Annotated in this window: 12 protein-coding genes; 6 read left to right on the top strand and 6 right to left on the bottom strand. The window is 36.3% G+C overall.

Going from position 1 to position 19,207, the window contains the following annotated elements; all coding sequences use genetic code 11:
• Window positions 1-2: 2 nt before the first annotated feature.
• Window positions 3-2,930, bottom strand: coding sequence for a SusC/RagA family TonB-linked outer membrane protein (locus tag LQV47_RS14720; protein WP_230038129.1), 2,928 nt, complete (start codon window positions 2,928-2,930; stop codon window positions 3-5).
• 633 nt (window positions 2,931-3,563) lie between these two features.
• Here LQV47_RS14720 and LQV47_RS14725 point away from each other — a divergent pair.
• Window positions 3,564-4,163 (top strand): ribonuclease HII, encoded by a 600-nt coding sequence (locus tag LQV47_RS14725; RefSeq protein ID WP_230038131.1) that lies wholly within the window; start codon window positions 3,564-3,566, stop codon window positions 4,161-4,163.
• 90 nt (window positions 4,164-4,253) lie between these two features.
• Here the strand turns inward: LQV47_RS14725 and yidC are convergent, their stop codons facing one another.
• From yidC to LQV47_RS14740, 3 genes are all read right to left on the bottom strand, one after another.
• Window positions 4,254-6,053: a membrane protein insertase YidC gene (gene yidC / locus LQV47_RS14730; RefSeq protein ID WP_230038133.1), complete on the bottom strand. Its 1,800-nt coding sequence runs from the start codon at window positions 6,051-6,053 to the stop codon at window positions 4,254-4,256.
• 263 nt (window positions 6,054-6,316) lie between these two features.
• Complete coding sequence (locus LQV47_RS14735) at window positions 6,317-7,927, bottom strand: CTP synthase (RefSeq protein WP_230038135.1); 1,611 nt, start codon at window positions 7,925-7,927, stop codon at window positions 6,317-6,319.
• Window positions 7,928-8,266: 339 nt separating this feature from the next.
• Window positions 8,267-8,836 carry a YceI family protein gene (locus LQV47_RS14740; RefSeq protein WP_202271547.1) on the bottom strand — a complete coding sequence of 190 codons (570 nt, stop codon included), beginning with the start codon at window positions 8,834-8,836 and terminating at the stop codon, window positions 8,267-8,269.
• A gap of 141 nt (window positions 8,837-8,977) precedes the next feature.
• Here LQV47_RS14740 and radA point away from each other — a divergent pair, with 141 nt between their 5' ends.
• The 3 genes from radA to LQV47_RS14755 are packed head-to-tail and all read left to right on the top strand — an operon-like array spanning window position 8,978 to window position 12,104.
• Window positions 8,978-10,327, top strand: coding sequence for a DNA repair protein RadA (gene radA, locus LQV47_RS14745; RefSeq protein WP_047493277.1), 1,350 nt, complete (start codon window positions 8,978-8,980; stop codon window positions 10,325-10,327).
• Window positions 10,328-10,340: 13 nt separating this feature from the next.
• Window positions 10,341-11,450 carry a helix-turn-helix domain-containing protein gene (locus LQV47_RS14750; protein ID WP_230038137.1) on the top strand — a complete coding sequence of 370 codons (1,110 nt, stop codon included), beginning with the start codon at window positions 10,341-10,343 and terminating at the stop codon, window positions 11,448-11,450.
• Between the two features lie 60 nt (window positions 11,451-11,510).
• The gene (locus LQV47_RS14755) at window positions 11,511-12,104 is read left to right on the top strand and encodes an ACP phosphodiesterase (RefSeq protein ID WP_084085556.1); all 594 of its coding nucleotides are present in this window, start codon (window positions 11,511-11,513) and stop codon (window positions 12,102-12,104) included.
• Between the two features lie 63 nt (window positions 12,105-12,167).
• On the opposite strand, the gene LQV47_RS14760 is transcribed toward LQV47_RS14755, so the two are convergent.
• Together LQV47_RS14760 and LQV47_RS14765 are read right to left on the bottom strand one after the other, a co-directional pair.
• Complete coding sequence (locus tag LQV47_RS14760; RefSeq protein WP_230038139.1) at window positions 12,168-12,680, bottom strand: DUF6702 family protein; 513 nt, start codon at window positions 12,678-12,680, stop codon at window positions 12,168-12,170.
• Between the two features lie 81 nt (window positions 12,681-12,761).
• On the bottom strand, window positions 12,762-15,995 hold the full coding sequence (locus LQV47_RS14765) for a S8/S53 family peptidase (RefSeq protein WP_230038141.1): 3,234 nt from the start codon (window positions 15,993-15,995) through the stop codon (window positions 12,762-12,764).
• A 150-nt stretch (window positions 15,996-16,145) separates the two neighbouring features.
• Here LQV47_RS14765 and LQV47_RS14770 point away from each other — a divergent pair, with 150 nt between their 5' ends.
• Window positions 16,146-16,724: a HupE/UreJ family protein gene (locus tag LQV47_RS14770; RefSeq protein ID WP_230038143.1), complete on the top strand. Its 579-nt coding sequence runs from the start codon at window positions 16,146-16,148 to the stop codon at window positions 16,722-16,724.
• 67 nt (window positions 16,725-16,791) lie between these two features.
• On the top strand, window positions 16,792-19,179 hold the full coding sequence (locus LQV47_RS14775; RefSeq protein ID WP_230038145.1) for a M1 family metallopeptidase: 2,388 nt from the start codon (window positions 16,792-16,794) through the stop codon (window positions 19,177-19,179).
• Window positions 19,180-19,207 lie beyond the last annotated feature (28 nt).

Consider the following 19,207-nt stretch of genomic DNA (forward strand, 5'->3'; position numbering starts at 1 on the left):
ATTTAAAATTTAAAATTCACATTAACTCCATACATCCTTGTAGATGGTAAAGAACCACCTTCTAACCCTTGAATATTACCTGATCCATAAGAGGTATTCTCCGGATCCACCCCCTTGAAGTCAAGATTCCAAGCGAAAAGATTTCTTGCAAACGCTGATACTCTGATACCTTGAATAGAATTACCTATAAATGATTTTGGCAGATCATAAGATAAAGTAATATCTCTTAACTTAATGTAACTTGCATCAAAAACATTCTGTGCATCAACGGTGTTATAATATGATTTCCCCCATGTTACAGCATCTAATCGAATATCGTTAGGAGTTCCATTTTCTTTAACCCCCGGAAGAATCACACCGGCTTCTCTATTTCCACCAAGAGCAGTTTCTTCAAGCATCCCGTTATTCATCCCCCACATATGAGTTGTTGAGAAATATTTACCTCCCTGCTGAACATCAATCAGGAAAGATAATCCAAAACTTTTATATTTGAAAGAGTTTCTGAATCCCATATTGTAATCAGGAAGTACTGAACCTAAAGACTTAATCTCTGATGCTTTATAACGTCCATTTGCATCTACTACCTTATTACCATTTGCATCATATACAAAATCAGTTCCCAGAATTACCCCATATGAATATCCAACCTGAGCGGCTAACTGTACTCTGAACGGAGCATTAGTCAGGATATAGTTTTCAAGATTTCCTTGTAATTCTTCAAGCTTGTTTCGGTTTCTCGTAAAGTTCCATGTAAAATCCCAAGAGAAATCAGAAGTTTTTACAGGAGTAATATTAACCATTGCTTCGATACCTTTGTTGGTCATCAACCCGGCATTTGTTCTTTTGAATCCATATCCGGTTGCAGGATCAATTGGTAACGGAATAATTAGATCTGTACTTCTCACATCATAATAGGTAACATCAAATCCTACTCTATTTTTGAAGAAGTTCATTTCTAAACCAATTTCCTTGGTCGTTTTGATCTCAGGTTTAATATCTGCATTACCTTTAGTACTAGGCATAGAATAAATAGGGCTTCCCGAGAATGCAGTCCCTATAGATGCAAAAGTTCCTCTGATATATGGATCAGAACCTCCAGCAATTCTAGACCATCCTGCTCTCACCTTTCCAAAAGAGATCCAGTCTGTTTTAAGAAGCTTAGAGAATACGAAACTACCTGTTACGGAAGGGTAAAACTGATCATCATTTAGCATAGAGAACCAGTCATTTCTACCTGTAGCCTCTAAGAATAAAAAGTCTTTATATCCCAAAGAAACCGATGCAAATAGACTTCGTACTCCTAAGTGATAAGATAAGTTACTTGCCTTTGGTATTTCTCTACTATTAGCTAAATTATATAAATTAGGGATAATTAATCCTCCAACAGAATTACCCTCTAAGATGTCCCATTTACGGTTCATAATGTTAAATCCAGCAAAGGTATTTAAACTGAAATCTCCGAAATTATCATTATAGTGTAATCTTCCTTCATAGTTGAATTCAGAATTATTACTTTTTCGAACATTATATTCAGATTGTGCAGCTGATCCAACGGCTACTCTCGAAGTGATTGTTTGTGAATAGGTATCTCCATATACTTTACCGGAAACATATACTTTCTTAGAGAAATTATACGTTAGCCCAGCATTTCCATAGAATCTATGTCTGCTATCATCAGAAGTATTTTCATAGATAGTCCAGTAAGGGTTATCTGAGAAGGCTGGAGTACCATCTTCCCATGATGTTCTGTTCCATGATCTCTGCCTTCCATTTGCTAATTTATAATTTTGCAATTCTGCAAAATCAAGCTGTCTTTGTCCCCACTGATAAAACTTCTGTGCTACTGAATTATCTCCATATCCTTGTTCCGGTCTGTTGAAACCTGCAGTATGAACATAATTAAAGAGTGCGTCAGCTTTTAAATTATCAGATAATTTAGAGCTAACATTTAAACTGAAATTGTCTTTCTTAATTTCAGAATTTGGTACAATACCGTTAATTTTTGTATTGGTATAAGATAATCTTACATTGGTATTTTCAAATGATTTAGCAACAGAGATGTTGTTTGTATAATTTGTTCCAACTCTAAAGAAGTCATCAACATCTTTATTAGGAGCAACCCATTGTTTCAACTTCATATATTGACCACCAAATTCAGGATCAAATGAGTCCCATCCTAAATAATATAAATTCGGATCATATTTAGGCCCCCAGCTTTCATCTGTTCCAAATTCAGGAAGATTATAAGTTACACCATTAATATCTTCAGTTTGCAAGGCTAATTCTGAACCACCACCATATAGGTTTTGCAATTTTGGTCTGATGTAAATAGATTCAAAGGAAACTCCAGTATTAAACTGAACTTCAGTTCTTCCTTTCTTAGCAGATTTTGTAGTATAGATAATGGCTCCGTTTCCAGCTCTATATCCATATAATGCAGCTGCCGGTCCTCCTTTTAATACTGTTACACTTTCAATATCGTCAGGATTGATATCAAATGTAGCATCTCCATAGTCTCTACCTCCAGCTCCTCTTTGAGTATCAACATTGTTAATATTTGAGTTATCTAAAGGAACTCCATCCACAACAATTAACGGACGGTTTTCTCCAGTAACGGAACTAATCCCCCTCATTGTAATTCTTGTAGATCCCCCCATAGAAGAAGGAGCAGTAACTTGGACCCCCGCAACATTTCCTGATAATGCACTTACAGCGTTCGTTTGCCCTGCATCAGAAATAAGGTCCCCTTTGATTTCTTGAGAGGCATATCCAAGAGCTTTCTTTTCTCTCTTAATACCTAATGCAGTCACCACTACACCCTCAATCTCTTTAGTCTGCGTGGCGGTATCATTTTTCTTCTGTTGAGCACTTACAATAGCAACAGATGAAGACAATACCACTACAAGTAGACTCGTTGTTAGTTTCTTCATATCAAATTTAATTTTGTATCCGTACAAATTTGTAAAACTTTATTAACAACACAAAATAAATTCTTAAAAAATTATTAACTATTCAAAAATTCCCAAACAAATAAAGACAAAAATTATTAAAATATGTTAAAATTGTTTTTTTTAACAAATATTAAAAAAAAATTAAACATTTTTCTTCCAAAAATACTAACGATTATCATTATTGACATCATCTATGTAAATTCCAGACAATCAAATAATATAAAACACTGTAAACAAACAACATACACATGAAAATAAACTTTAGGAGTAGTAATAATTCCAACAATACAATGTATTGCATATTATTTTTTCTTATCTTAAAACCTGAAAAAACGTTCTATAAACCGCGAGCAACAAGCTACAACCGCAACAAAAAATCACAAAAATCATAAATAAATTAACGTAACAAAAGCACCAATATAGTACCATTAAGTAAAATTGTTTTTAGGTTAAAAAAAAGCAATTTTAAACCCTCTTGACAAATCATAAAAATCATATTATTATCGATCATTTATTTTAATTCATGAACTTAAAAATGATTTATTTTCAGAATTTCAAAAAACAGATGAAACCTCTGTTTAATAGGTTTGTTTTTACTAATTTTACAGTCTTATGCAAGATATAGATACACAGTTATTACATAGGTGGTCAGACGCTTATATTGAAGCAGGATGTGACGAAGTAGGACGAGGTTGTTTAAGCGGACCAGTGGTTGCGGCGGCTGTAATTTTGGATGACAGTTTTAAGCAAAATTTAGTTAATGATTCAAAAAAATTAACTTTTAAAACAAGAATGGAATTGGATGATTATATCAAGGACAATGTAAAGACTTATGCCATCGCTGAACTGCCTCCTTCATTCATCGATGAACATAACATCCTCAATGCCAGCATCCATGCTATGCATCGCGCTCTGGATAAATTAGCAATCACTCCTGAACTTATTTTAGTAGATGGCAACAAATTCCATCCCTATAATTTTATTCCTCATCAATGTATTATCAAAGGAGATTCAAAAGTCTTGTCTATTGCTGCAGCTTCTATTCTTGCAAAAAACTACAGAGACAGATTAATGATCGAGCTGCATGAAGAACATCCGGAATATGGCTGGGATACCAACTTTGGGTATGCTACAAAAAAGCATCAGGAAGCTTTGATAAAGCATGGCCCCACAAAACATCACAGACAGTCATTCAGATTAAAGTATGATTAAAAGCAATACCCTTGAATATCATCAGATTTACAACATAAAAAAAGAGAAGCAGTTAAACAGCTTCTCTTTTTTTATGTCATATATATTAGACTATTTCTTTTTATTTCTTTGTTGCTCCTGAGCTTTTTGCTGATCCTGAGCTTTCTCCATCATTTCTCTCATTCTTTTTTGGAATTTACCTTCCGTTTTAGGCTTTTCTTTATTAGCCTGAATCTGAGCATGAATTTTCTTCTCATCCAGAATCACATACTTAATAACTAAGATAATTAAGATATTGATCGCATTCGATACGAAATAGTACCATGAAAGGCCGGACGCTGAAGTGTTAAGGAAGAATAGGAATGTAATCGGGAAAATATACATCAATACTTTCATATTTGGCATTCCTTCCTGCTGAGGCTGCTGCATATTTCCTGAAGTCATCACCGTATAAATTAAGATAACAATAGTACACGCCAATGCAAAAATACTCAAGTGATCTCCCAGGAAAGGAATTTTAAATGGTAATTTAATCAAATCGTCATAAGCTGTCAAATCTTTTGCAAACCAGAACCCCTGACCTCTTAAATCAATAAAGTTCGGGAAGAAACGGAATAATGCGTAGAAAATTGGAATCTGAACCAATGCGGGTAAACATCCTGCCATCTGGTTAACTCCGGCCTTTCTGTAAACCTCCATAGTAGCCTGTTGCTTCTTCATTGGGTCTGCATCTTTCAGCTTAGCATTTACCTCATCAATTTCCGGGCGGATTACTTTCATCATCGCACTCAACTTATGCTGCTTATACATAATGGGTGACAAGATCAATTTTACAATAATAGTCATCAGGAAGATTACCCAACCTGCAGTTAATCCCCAATCAGCAATAAGGTTATACATCGGCATAAAGAACCCACGGTTCATCCATCCGATAAAAGACCATCCTAATGGAAGAATCTCATCAAAATTTTTATCGTATGATTTCAACAATTTCAGATCCAGTGGCATAAAGTACCAGGTAAAATCCTGATTCAGCTCACTTCCGGTCATCTGAACGAAACCTTCATAGTTTAATTTTTTCAGATACTCCCCTTCTTCCACCGACTCCTGGTTTCCTTTACTTTGTGTGAAACCATTTTTAGCCTCAATAACAGAAGTAAAGAACTGTTGCTTTACACCAATCCAGTTAAGGGTTTCTTTTTCCTCTTCCATCGTAGTTCTTCCATCATAATCATAATCTTTATAATTATTAAAAGCATAGGAGAATTCTGAATGAGTCTGCTCCTGAGCTCGACCTTTTTCTAAGTTTCTTACACTATAATCCCAGATAAAATCTGCTTTATTATCTGAAGTAATTTTAGAAAGTCCTTGCGTTCTTACTTTAAAATCTAAAGTATATTTTGGGAGTAATGTATAAATAAACTGAATAACAGCACCGTTATAATCAGCTGTTAGTGTCACAGCATTTCCATTAACAGAAGGGGCAAAAACTAAATCTTTAGTATTAACAACCTTTCCTGTTTTATCTTTAAACTGGAATCCGTAATTTGAATTATTTTTATTGATCAGATAAAGAGGAAGATCTGCCTGATCTGTTTTGTGATCATATGCTTTGTATTCTGAAAGCTGTACTTTAGAAACCTGTCCTCCTAAACTTGAGAATTCTACATTTAATTCTTTGTTCGACAGACTTGCTGTCTGGATGGAACCGGGAGTTACATTTGGATTGATATTACTTGCCTGAGTTTGTTTTACCGGGTTTTTAACCTGTTCAGTTTTCTGCTGCTCAGCTTTTAACTGCTCTTCTTTTGCCTGCTTGTTCTGAAAATAGAACATAAAGCCGAAGAGAACCAGGCATAAAACCGCGAAACTAATCATTTGCTTCTTATCGATTCCGTTGTTTTGTTGCATTTTATTTTATATTAAAATTTTAAATTTTAGAAAGTACATTAATCATGTACTTTTTTGAGCTGACAAAAATACTGTTTTTTTATCAAAACTCTATGCTTTACTACGTTACTATATAATAAACTCAAGCTGAGAATAATCAGCCTGAGTTTATAGTAAGACGTTTATGATAAAATTTTACCTTATTTCTTTTTATACGGACATTTAGTATTCTTTATTGGGAACAACGTAATGTACTTATACATTCTTTCCAAATACTAAACTATCTACTTAGATGTTTCGCAAGCTTTAATGAAAGCTCTGAATAAAGGATGAGGCGTTGCTACCGTACTCTTATATTCAGGGTGATACTGAACCCCTACATAGAATGGGTGACCAGGAAGTTCAAGAGCCTCTACCAATCCTGTTTCAGGGTTGGTACCTGTAGCAAGGAAGCCGTTCTTTTCAAATTCCTGAAGGTATTCACTGTTGAATTCATAACGGTGACGGTGTCTCTCGGAAATATTTTTACTTCCGTAAACATCAAATAATCTCGATCCGTTTTTCAAAGCACATTTCCATGCTCCAAGACGCATTGTTCCTCCTTTATCTACTACATTTTTCTGTTCTTCCATCAATGAAATCACAGGATCAGGCGTTGCTGTATCAAATTCTACTGAATTCGCTTTGGTATGTCCAAGAACATTTCTTGCAAATTCAATGGTCATGATCTGCATCCCCAAACAGATTCCCAACATAGGAATTTTGTTTTCTCTTGCATATTTTGCAGTAAGAACTTTCCCTTCTATTCCTCTGTCTCCAAATCCCGGAGCTACAAGAATACCGTTCACTCCTTTCAGAACATCCTTAATATTCTCTTCTGTAATATCTCCACTGTATACCCATCTTACCTTCACTTCAGTTTCAAGATCAGCACCGGCATGTTTAAATGCTTCAGCAATAGAAATATATGAATCCTGAAGGGAAACATATTTTCCTACCAACGCAATCTCTACCTTCTTTTTAGGGTTCTGGAATTTCTTCAGGAAATTCTTCCAGTCTTTAAGATCAGCTGTTTTATCACTTTTCAGATCCAGTTCTTTCAATACTACATCATCGAAATTCTGTTTCTGAAGATACATTGGAACCTCATAGATGGTTTCCAAATCTTTACACTCAATAACGTTTTCCAAAGCAACGTTACAGAATTGTGCCAGTTTTGCTCTTTGATCTTTAGGAATTTTATGCTCTGTTCTGCAAACCAAAACATCAGCCATAATTCCACTCTCCATCAATTGACGTACTGAATGTTGTGATGGTTTTGTTTTTAACTCTCCACTTGAAGCCAGGTATGGCAATAATGTTAAGTGGATAACCATAGAATTACTTTCTCCCAATTCCCATTTCAACTGACGAACAGTTTCAATGTATGGTAAAGATTCAATATCCCCTACTGTTCCTCCGATCTCTGTGATGATGATATCGTAGTTCTGTTTTGAAAGGATTTTAATTCTGCGTTTGATTTCGTTAGTGATATGAGGAATCACCTGAACTGTTTTTCCAAGGAAGTCTCCTTTTCTTTCTTTTTCAATTACAGTCTGGTAGATTTTTCCTGTAGTAACGTTGTTATTTTGGGAAGTAGGAGCATCAAGATAACGCTCATAGTGGCCTAAATCCAGATCCGTCTCTGCACCATCTTCGGTTACATAGCACTCTCCATGCTCATAAGGATTCAATGTTCCCGGGTCGATATTGATATAAGGATCAAGTTTTTGGATCGTTACGTTAAAACCGCGTGATTTTAGCAATAGTCCCAGAGAAGCAGACACGATTCCTTTTCCCAAAGATGAAGTTACACCTCCTGTCACAAAGATGTACTTTGTATTCTTTTTACTCATTAGATTAGGTTTGTGCAAAGTTAGGGGAAAAAGAAACACAAAGCAATCTTTTAGATTTTGAAAATACTAAAACAGCCTTCAAACAATAATAAAACCTGATTAAAAAAAATATTTATATTGAGTATAAACAAATCACAAAAAGCAGTACCCACCATTACTTCAGTATACATATTCAATCCAAATCACAAGGAGTTAACATATACCAATTGATGATTTTTGCAGCCGTATTATCTATTATTCAGGAAAAGTAAATTTCTCAGGCTGAGAGCCTTTAGAATGATAAAAACAAAAAAAGGTTTCCATGGAATTGGAAACCTTTTTATTTAAGATGATATACAATTATTGTTTTACCAATTCAAGGTAAACGTTGATATCAACATCTTTTGCTACTCCCGTTCCGGTAGGGTCATATTTGATATTATAATCCAAACGGTTAATAGTGAATTTCCCCTGCAGTCCCATCACTTCTTTTCCATTCTTATTTTTTGTTATTCCACCAAATGTTACAGGGATGGCAATTTCCTTCTGTACATCTTTAATGGTCAGTTTTGCCTTTAACGTATAAGGGCCGTTTTTATCTTTTACGACAGAGGTTCCTTCCAATAGTATTGAAGGATACTTACCTGCCCCAAAGAAATCATCACTTTTAAGATGCTTGTCTCTCATCTCTACTCCTGTATTGATAGTTTCAGCTTCCACAGCAATATCGAAAGCTGCATTTTCAAGATTAGCCCCTTTTGTAGTTACCGTTCCGCTGAATTTATCGAATCTGCCCTGAACAAAGCTGATTCCCATATGCTTAATCGTAAAATTCACAGAAGAATGCATAGGGTCTATTGTCCAGCTCCCTTGTGCAAAACCTGCCACACTTAATAAAGCGAACACGAAGGATAAAAATACTTTTTTCATTGTAATTATATTTTATATTACTATTTTAATTAGACAAAGCTAATATATAAAAGATATTTCTGACATTGATGTATGTTAGTTTTTATTATTAAATCCAGTAAAACTTCGGAAAAAAAATGCATTTTTTTATAACTTCGCAGTATGGCAAAACTGAAAACAGCATATTTCTGTCAAAACTGTGGTTCTCAATACTCTCAGTGGATGGGACAATGCAAAAACTGTGGAGAATGGAATACTTTAGTGGAAGAGGTGGTAGAAAAACCCTCTCATAAGACTCCTCCGTTTTCCAAAACCAAACAGCATGTGATCAACATCATTGAAGTGGAAACCAGTGAAGAACCGAGAATAAAAACCCCTTCCGAAGAACTAAATCGTGTACTGGGAGGCGGAATCGTTTTAGGATCGGTTACCCTGATTGGCGGGGAACCCGGCATCGGAAAATCTACACTGCTACTTCAGCTTGCCTTAAAAATGAAGAAAAAAGTCTTCTATGTTTCAGGTGAGGAAAGTGCTTCCCAAATTAAAATGAGGGCAGACAGGCTTACGGATGTTCAAAATCCAAACTGTTTTCTTTTCACCGAAACATCACTGGAAAAGATTCTTCATGAAGCCAAAAAACTGGAACCTGATTTTATCATTATTGACTCTATTCAGACTCTTCAGTCTCAATTGATTGAAAGTTCCCCGGGAACCGTTTCTCAGATCAGAGAATGTTCTAATGAAATTATTAAATATGCCAAGGAAAACAGTACTCCTGTATTTCTGGTAGGACATATCACCAAAGACGGTCAGATTGCCGGCCCTAAGGTACTGGAACACATGGTAGACGTAGTTTTAAACTTCGATGGGGACAGGAATCATCTTTTCAGATTGCTAAGAGCCAATAAAAACCGTTTTGGATCTACTTCTGAAATCGGAATTTACGAGATGATCTCACAGGGATTAAAGGAAATTAAAAATCCTTCTGAAATTCTGATTACCAAGAAATTTGAAGAGCTTTCCGGTAATTCAGTAGCTGTAACCCTGGAAGGAAACCGCCCGATGTTATTGGAAATTCAAGCTTTGGTAAGTACAGCCGTTTATGGAACTCCACAAAGAAGTTCAACAGGCTTTGATTCGAAAAGGCTGAATATGCTGTTGGCGGTATTAGAAAAAAGAGCAGGTTTTCAACTTGGAGCTAAGGATGTTTTCCTTAATATCACCGGAGGTATCAAAACAGATGATCCGGCTCTTGACCTGGCTGTGATTGCCTCTGTTCTTTCATCCAATGAAGATATTGCCATTTCCGAACACTTCTGTTTTGCCGGAGAAATCGGTTTAAGTGGAGAAATCCGTCCGGTGGCTCAGATTGAGCAGAGAATTACGGAAGCTGAAAAACTGGGCTACGAGAAAATATTTGTTTCCAATCTTAATAAAATTCCAAAAAGAAAATTCGGGATAAAGATTGAGGAAGTAAGTAAAATTGAAGATTTTCATGAAAGACTTTTTTAGTAAAACATAAAAAATGCAACTCGAAAACATTCAGAAGTTTGTCCTGGTATTGCTTTATGGTGGGCTAACCCTGCTCTCATTTACGGTATTGATAAATCCCATGAGGGTCAACAGGAAAGCCAATTTCTTTTTTGGAATGTTTTTATTGTTGTGGTCCAGCTACTGGGTCCTGGATATTTTACGTTTTTGCGGAATTCCTGCAGGGCCGTTTTTTATTGATTCACTATACGCTGTACAGATATTTACGCCTATACTTTTATTCTTCAGTGTTGTTTTTTTTATTAATCCTGATTATAGGTTTAAAGTGAGAGATCTGGTTTGCTTTATCATTCCTGTTATCTATTGGATATTATTATTCTATTCTGATAACAATCCGATCATCCGCATTATAGTATTATTGATAGATGTTTCTCATAACCTGCCTTATATTGCTATCATTTATTTTAAAATAAGGAAACATCAGAGAAGAATTAAAACAATTTCTTCCAACACGGAGAACATTGACCTACAATGGCTTATCAAATTAAGTTTTCTGCTTTTCATAACGATTATCATCACTGTCGGCTACGAATTGTTTAACACTTTCGTGTACAAAATGCATCAGCATCTGGTTATGGACCTGTTGTTTTTATTCATTGTCTACAGTACGCTTTATTATGTGCTTCGCCAACAGGAAATCTACCCGGCCAATAAGGAACAACGGAATGAGTTATTGGCCATAGAAATAGAAAATGAGCAAGAACTGACGGAAAGGAAGAAATTAATTTCCGATCATGAATTTGAAACTCTGAAACTGAGGTTACACGTTTTAATGGAAACGGAAAAACCTTATCTGGATGGTGATCTTAACCTCCTGAAACTTTCTGACCTGGCCCAGATTAATGCCCATCAGCTTTCGTATCTTCTGAACAATGGCTTTAATGAAAATTTCTTTCATTTCGTTAATAAATACAGAATAGAACATGCTAAAAAGTTATTAACAAATGAGTCTTTTACAAAGCTTTCCGTATTAGGAATTGCATTTGAATCCGGGTTTAATTCTAAAACAGCCTTTAATACTATTTTTAAAAAAATGACCGGAATGACTCCTACTGAATTTAGAAAAAAGCAGGAAGGGCTTTAAATTTAAAAGTATTTACCTACGAAACATTTTCCATTCACATTTAATTCCTACCTTTAAAATATGAATTATCTGGCTCATTCTTTTCTATCCTTTACCGACGGACAGATCGTAGGACAATTTCTTGAAGATTTTATCCGGAATAAGGATCGTTTTTCATTTCCAAAGACAATTCAGGATGGGATTACTTTGCACAGAGCCATTGATACCTTTACAGACTCCCACCCGGCCATTCACGAGGCAAAAAAAGTATTTGCTCCCCTGGTAAGATTATATGCCGGAGCCTTTGTAGATGTTTCCATGGATTATTTTGTAGCCACGGATCTTTCCCTAAACTCTTTAGCGGAATGGAAAGCCCATTCACTGAAGGTCTACAGAGTATTGAATGAACATCAGGAATGGCTTCCGGAGAATTTCAAAAAAATGCTGGTAAAAATGGAGCATGATGACTGGCTTTATAATTACCGTGAAGATTGGGGGATAAAATTCAGTATCCAGAATGTTCTTAATAAAGCTAAATACCTGGAAAAAGACATTCCTGTTTTTGAAGCTTTTTTAAAGAATAAAGATAAGCTTCAGCAATGCTATGATGATTTTTTTCCGGACCTTCATGCTCATGCAAAAGGTATCAATACTTTACTTCAGCTTGAAGGTTAACTAAAAAACAGCTACATTCTACTGTAACTGTTATATTTTTATCTTTTATAGAATAATCGGAATTTAAAACTGTTTATACAGATACCGGTTAGGATATGATAGTTTTTCACTCTTCCGTTGACCATCTATTATAATATGAACAATATTAATCTGGTCATCAAACAGATTATACAGAAAACTGACAGCTGTTTCTATCTTCTTAGGATTCGCTACCGGCTCTGATTCCAGGAAGATATTGACGGATTCCTGATCTTCTTCATAGCCAATATAACTGATTTTCAGAAACATGCCATCGGCTTTTAGTTTAAAATACTCCAGGCAATATTTTTGTAAGGCTTCGTTCAGCCTCGCTTTGTATTTTTCATCATTAAAATGAAATGAGTTCCCATACTTCTTACTCAACCCGTTTTCCAGATCATCTAAGAAAAACCTTCCGGCTACCTCAAATGTTTTTGATTTTGAGTTATAATTTATTTCTACCGAACCTACATGATAAGGATGTACATTTTCAGCTCTGAAACTCTGACAAATAACTGTTAGCGATAAAAAAAATATTAAAAAAAATTTACCCGGCATTACTTCTGTTTTTTTGACAAATATAAAAAAAGCAGCAGTTATAAAACTGCTGCCCCGTTATTATTATAATCTGACTGACATTTACTGCTTAACCACTTTTTTAGTTATTGTTGTATTGTCATTCAATGCAATTGTAAACATATAGACTCCTTTTACCAATGCTGAGACATCAATTTTATTTGAATCTTTTGTAACATTTGCCGTCTTAACCAACTTTCCGGATGCATCATGAATAGTTACCAAAGCTTTAGAGTAATTTCCTAACATAACACTCACGGCATCCTTAGCCGGGTTTGGAGTGATATTCACTGTAGAATTCAGTTTAACATCTACTGTTCCCAATGCAGAGTTTGTTCTCACAAAGTATCCACCAAAACCTGCAGACTGAAAGCTTACTTCCCAATATTGGTAAGTATCATTCCACACCACATCAGCCGCATTAGGAGTAATAATTGTTGCTGCACTTCCAAAAGAAGCTACAGTACCTGTGTTTCCGGCACTAGTTCCTGTATATTTTTCCACTATTACATTCGCTTTATTGGCAACATCTGTAGGTGAAGTTGGCAATTTCAGTACGTTTGTTGCATTATAAGCGTCAAAATCCGCCTGTTTAAAATATAACGTTACTTTTCCTGTTGCTGTTGCTGCATCTGTAGCAGGATTAATCTCATATCTTCTTGAAACATAATTAGGCTGTACATTATCAACCCATACTTTTGATGTTACATTTCCTGTCACTGTACTTGCGGTTTCTTTTTCAACTCTGGCAATCAGCTGGCAGGCATTCGTAAAATAATTATATCCTGCAGCTACAGCACTTGCTTTTGTCTGGTTAGCAGTAGCCAGAGTTTTCACTTCTGCTACATTTTCATAAATGGTCGCTCTCATTTTAAGATCAAAAGTTCTTGCTGTCCAGCTTGTTCCGTCCGTTGAAGTTTTGCTGCGTCCGCTTACTGCAGTAGCTTCATTTTTGATAGCCACAGTTCCGCCTAAGCCGTTGATGACAATATAGAAATCTTTCCCTGTCACCATTTGAACGTTTAAGCTAGATAAATCAACATAATTCCAGGTAAATCTTTGTATATTGGTATCCCATGATGAAATAGTTTTTGTAGCAATAATATCTCCAGGATCTCCATTAGCATTCACTTTTCTTACTTGAATATCAACCGCAAGATTAGCAGGAATTGCTCCTGACCCTGTTGTAAAAGAAAAGCCTCCCAATTTACCCGTTAACGTTGGTGTATATCGAACAGCCAAAGCTGCATTGGTAAAAGTAGTATTAGCTTCTGCATTAACTGTAATATAAGGTTCATCATATGCAACAGTCTCAAAATTAGACTTTACACATCCTACTTCATCTGTAACTGCTTTATAAATATCTAACTTTCCATATCCCCATCTTGCATTTGGGACGTTCCCTGTTGCTCCGTCTTTTCTAGCATTGGAAGTAAGACGTGATTTAACCTGTGCAGCCGTCAATGTTGGGTTCGCCTGAAGCAATAACCCTACAGCTCCCGCAATTCCCGGAGATGACATACTGGTCCCTTGATTCATCACATAGTAGTTGGTATTTGCAATAATAGTCGAAGCATCGGGTACAGAACTACTAGATCTTGAAGAAATTACAGCCTGCCCTGAACCTGTAATATCAGGTTTTTGAAAATTATCAACTCTTGGCCCCTGTGCACTAAACGACGATATTAATTCCTGAGGAGTATTACCGTATCCAAATCCTCCTCCTGTGGTATACCATGTTACTCTTCCCAAATAAGAAGCCACTGTGATGGCACTTGATGCATTTCCCGGAGAACCAACAATATATTCATTATCTCCGTTTTGTAGTGTGGTAGCAACTCCCTGGCTGCTAAGCCATCCATGTGTACTAATGGTTTGGGTTCCGTTATTGGTAATTTCCAGCGTATACGTTCCCTGGCAATTAGCCGTAGATCCGGTAACCCTGTTTACAACTAACTGAACATAACGTTTGTTATTATCTGATCCCCAATAGTTATACATAGTAGCCGTAAATCCACCCCCCAGAATACTATGCGTGGTATTTGTACTTATATTCTGTGTATACTGCTGGCCATCAGGAGCTGTTAATTTTGCAGTAACTGCTGTATTATCATTAGCATACATGATAAAACTGAATACTGAGGCAGCAGAAGTATTACTTGCTACTGTAAAAGTATAAGACTGTGCAGCACTTGCTTCTATATCAACTTTTCTGTGAAGATTGGCACCATAATCATTGCCTGCTGAAATAACAACTACTCTTCCTGGTCCTGAAGATGTAAAATTGTCAACAGCAACTTCATGGGAAGATGTTCCGTCATGAGCACTTCCCTGCCCACCGATACTCATATTGACAACGATAGGTTTGTTTAATGCAGTGGCTACATTCTTGAAATACGTCAACGCATTAATGGTATTCGTAGTAGGAAAGGATCCGTTTCCTCCTTTTACAAATACAATATCGGCATCGGATGAGAATCCTTTATGTCTTTTATCAGCAAAAGCAGCACCGTTTCCTGCAGCAGTACCGGCTACGTGAGTTCCGTGTCCGTTAATATCATTTTCACGAACAAAACCTACCGGAGTACCGTCCAGTTCATCTTCAATCTGAGCTCTGGTATACTCCACTCCTGTTGCAAATCCTGTCGGAGAGACCTCACTTCCCTGTGCTGTTAGAGTCTGATCCCAAATAGAAACAATTCTACTTTTTGTCTGATCATCAGCTTTTCTGAAATCAGGATGTTTCCAGTCAATCCCGGTATCATAAATTCCTACTAAAACCCCCGTTCCATTATAAGCTGTATTATTGAAAGCCCCATCCTGTAAAAGGCTTGCCCCGGACTGTGCTCTGCTCACATCATTATGAAGCTCGTCAAAGGTAGGAGCCATTACAGAAGTTACATAAGGAAGTTTTGTAAGTTTATCAATGTCCTCAAGACTTACCAATGCCGTAGAAAAAGTAGGAAGCTGGGTCTGTACTAAAAAGCCATCTGCTTTCAATTTTTCCGGATTTTTAGTATAAATAATACATGAATACATGGTCTGAGCTCCTTTAGAGGTCACCACCAGATGCTGATCCAATTTCATATCAGCATGTTCCAATCCTTTTATAGGATTTCCTTTTAATAGGCTCTCTTTATTTTTTAACAAAATATCAAAGCGAGAGTCTAATTTTTGTACCTGCCCGTAAAAAGCATAAGAATACAATCCTAAAAAAGCAGCTGTAGCATTTCTAAGAAGCTTCGCTCCTCCACGTGAAATGTTTACTTTTGCAAAGAGTAATTTTTTAAAATCCATTTTCATTTATTTAACACTACAATTATACAATTTTTATCTAATTAAATATTAATGTATAATATTAATAACTCAACAAATCGTATAGTATTAAAAATTCAACAATTAAACTAATTTAACATAATAATAAAAACTAAATAATCTTTTGTAAAAATGCAGGATTTTCTATTCTATTTAAACCTTGGATGGGAGCATATTATTTCCCTTGATGCATTAGACCATCAGCTTTTTGTTCTGGCATTGATTGCTGTATATTCTTATACTGACTGGAAAAAGATTCTGATTCTTGTAACAGCATTTACCATTGGACACTCTATCACACTGGCTTTAAGTATTCTGGATGTTTTCAGGGTTCCTTCCGACTGGGTTGAATTTTTAATTCCGTTGACTATTGTTGTAACCTCGCTGGATAATATTGTGATGAAAAATCAAAAGCAAACTTTAATGCGTGCCAATTATTATCTTGCCTTGATCTTTGGTCTGATCCATGGTATGGGTTTTGCGAATACGGCGAGAGTAATGATTGCAAAAAGCCAGGGTATTGCCATTCCGCTTCTTGGTTTCAATATCGGCCTGGAGCTAGGACAAATCATCATTGTTTTTGCAATTTTAATCATTCTTTTTATTTTGCTTAAAATTTTCAAGGTCAATAAAAAGGATTGGGTATTGTTTGTTTCTTCGGGAGTATTTGCATTATCTCTAAAAATGGCATTGGAAAGAATTCCTTTTTAACCTTGAAATATTTTCATTATTTCAACAGCTTATTATTATCTTTGATCATTATTAAATCATTTCGGTTATGAAGCTAAAAGTTGTTATACTTTCACTTTCTGTATTTGCATATACAGGTTTCACCGCACAAAATATTCAGAATAATCCTGGCAGCAACCACGGAAATAAATTTGAGCAGCTCGGGACCATACTTCCTACACCTAATATTTACAGAACAGCTTCAGGAGCTCCGGGACACGGATACTGGCAGAACAGAGCGGATTACAATATCACGGCTTACCTGGATGAAGACAAAAAAAACCTGAAGGGTTCTGAAACGATTACCTATTACAATAATTCTCCTGATGATTTGGATTATATCTGGCTTCAGCTAGACGAAAATGAACATTCCAATATCAGAAATGCAGGATATGGAGCCTCATCTGTACTTCCTTCTTCCACAAACGATCAGAAGCTTAAAGCAACTGAGCTCCCTGTAAAAGACAACGGGTATGGAGTAAACCTTGAAAAAGTAACGGATGCCTCCGGAAATCCTCTGAAATATACTGTCAACAAAACGATGATGCGTATAGATCTTCCAAAAGCATTGAAAAAAGGAGAAAAGCTCATCTTTACCATAGGCTGGAATTATAATATTTCCAACAGAATAAAAATAGGAGGCCGTGGCGGTTATGAAAACTTTCCCGAAGACGGCAATGATCTTTTTACCATGACGCAATGGTATCCCAGAATGTGTGTATACAGTGATTTCCAGGGATGGCAAAACCATCAGTTTACGGGAAGAGGTGAATTTGCACTCGTTTTTGGAGATTTTAAAGTTTCCGTGAATGTTCCGGCAGATCATATTGTGGGCGGAACCGGGGAATGTAAAAATTATGATCAGGTTTTAACTTCCGACCAGTTATCAAGGTATAAAAAAGCTGAAAGCGCAAGTGAACCTATAGAGATTGTCACTTTGGATGAAGCTAAAAAAGCAGAGAAAAACCATTCAAAACAAAGGAAAACATGGGTTTTTGAAGCGAATAACGTAAGGGATTTCGCATGGACTTCCTCAAGAAAATTTGTGTGGGACGGAATGCAGGTAACCATTCCTGAAAACAATAATAAGGTAATGGCTATGAGTTTCTATCCTAAAGAATCTTACGGACTTTACAGAAAGTTTTCCACAAAAGCAGTAGCCCATACCATTAAAACCTATTCGGAATTTACCATTCCCTATCCTTATCCTGTAGCACAATCTGTGGAAGCAGCCAACGGTATGGAATACCCGATGATCTGTTTCAATTTCGGAAGAACCGAAAAAGACGGAACCTATTCTGAAGGAACCAAAAATGGAATGATCGGAGTGATCATCCATGAGGTAGGCCACAACTTCTTCCCCATGATCATCAATTCTGATGAGAGACAGTGGGCCTGGATGGATGAAGGCCTCAATACCTTCACAGAATATCTTACAGAAGAAAAATGGGATAATAAATTCCCATCTAAAAGAGGTCCGGCATGGACGATTGTAGATTATATGAAACTTCCGAAGGATCAGCTGGAACCCATCATGAGCAATTCTGAAAACATTGTTCAGTATGGACCCAATGCTTATTCAAAACCGGCGACTGGGCTGAACATCCTTCGTGAAACCATCATGGGAAGAGAACTTTTTGATAAAGCATTCAAAACCTATGCTAAAAGATGGGCATTCAAACACCCTGAACCTGCTGATCTTTTCCGTACTATGGAAGATGCCAGCGGTGAGGATCTTGACTGGTTCTGGAGAGGCTGGTTCTACGGAACGGATCCGGTAGATATTGCCATTGATAAAGTTACTGCTGCTACTCCTGATCTGGAAACACTAAAAGCAGCTTCCGAGAAAAAATACCAGGTAGAAAGTCCTTTGGTAAACAGCTTCGAAGATATTTCTAAAATAAGAAACAGAAAGGATAAGAATATTACTTTTTATGTAGATAAAGACAAAGATCTTCAGGACTTCTATTACAGATATGACAGAGGCCAGGAAAAAATAGATACCCATAAGGAATACACTGCCAAAACTGAAGGCTCCACTCCTTTGGATGCTAAGGATAAAGAGAAATTCAAAAACCTTACGGCTTATCAGATAGATTTTACTAATAAAGGTGGGCTGATCATGCCTATTATCCTTGAGTTTACTTTTGAAGACGGTTCAAAATCTTACGATAAATCATCGGCTCAAATCTGGAGGCTTAATGAACAGAAGGTTTCCAAGACGTATTATTTTGATAAGAAATTAGTATCTATACAACTTGATCCTATAAAAGAAACAGCTGATATTGATACTTCCAATAACTTCTGGAGTAGTACCGGATCCAGCAGCGGAACTTCCAAATTCCAGTTATTTAAACAAAAACAGGAAGCAGGCTCCGTAAGAGGAGGTGCAAACGGAAAAGTAAATCCGATGCAGGCCTCAGGAAAAAAATCATAAAAAAATAAAAGGTTGTCTTAAACAGGAG

This window comes from Chryseobacterium sp. Bi04 (assembly GCF_918698085.1).
Taxonomy (GTDB): domain Bacteria; phylum Bacteroidota; class Bacteroidia; order Flavobacteriales; family Weeksellaceae; genus Chryseobacterium.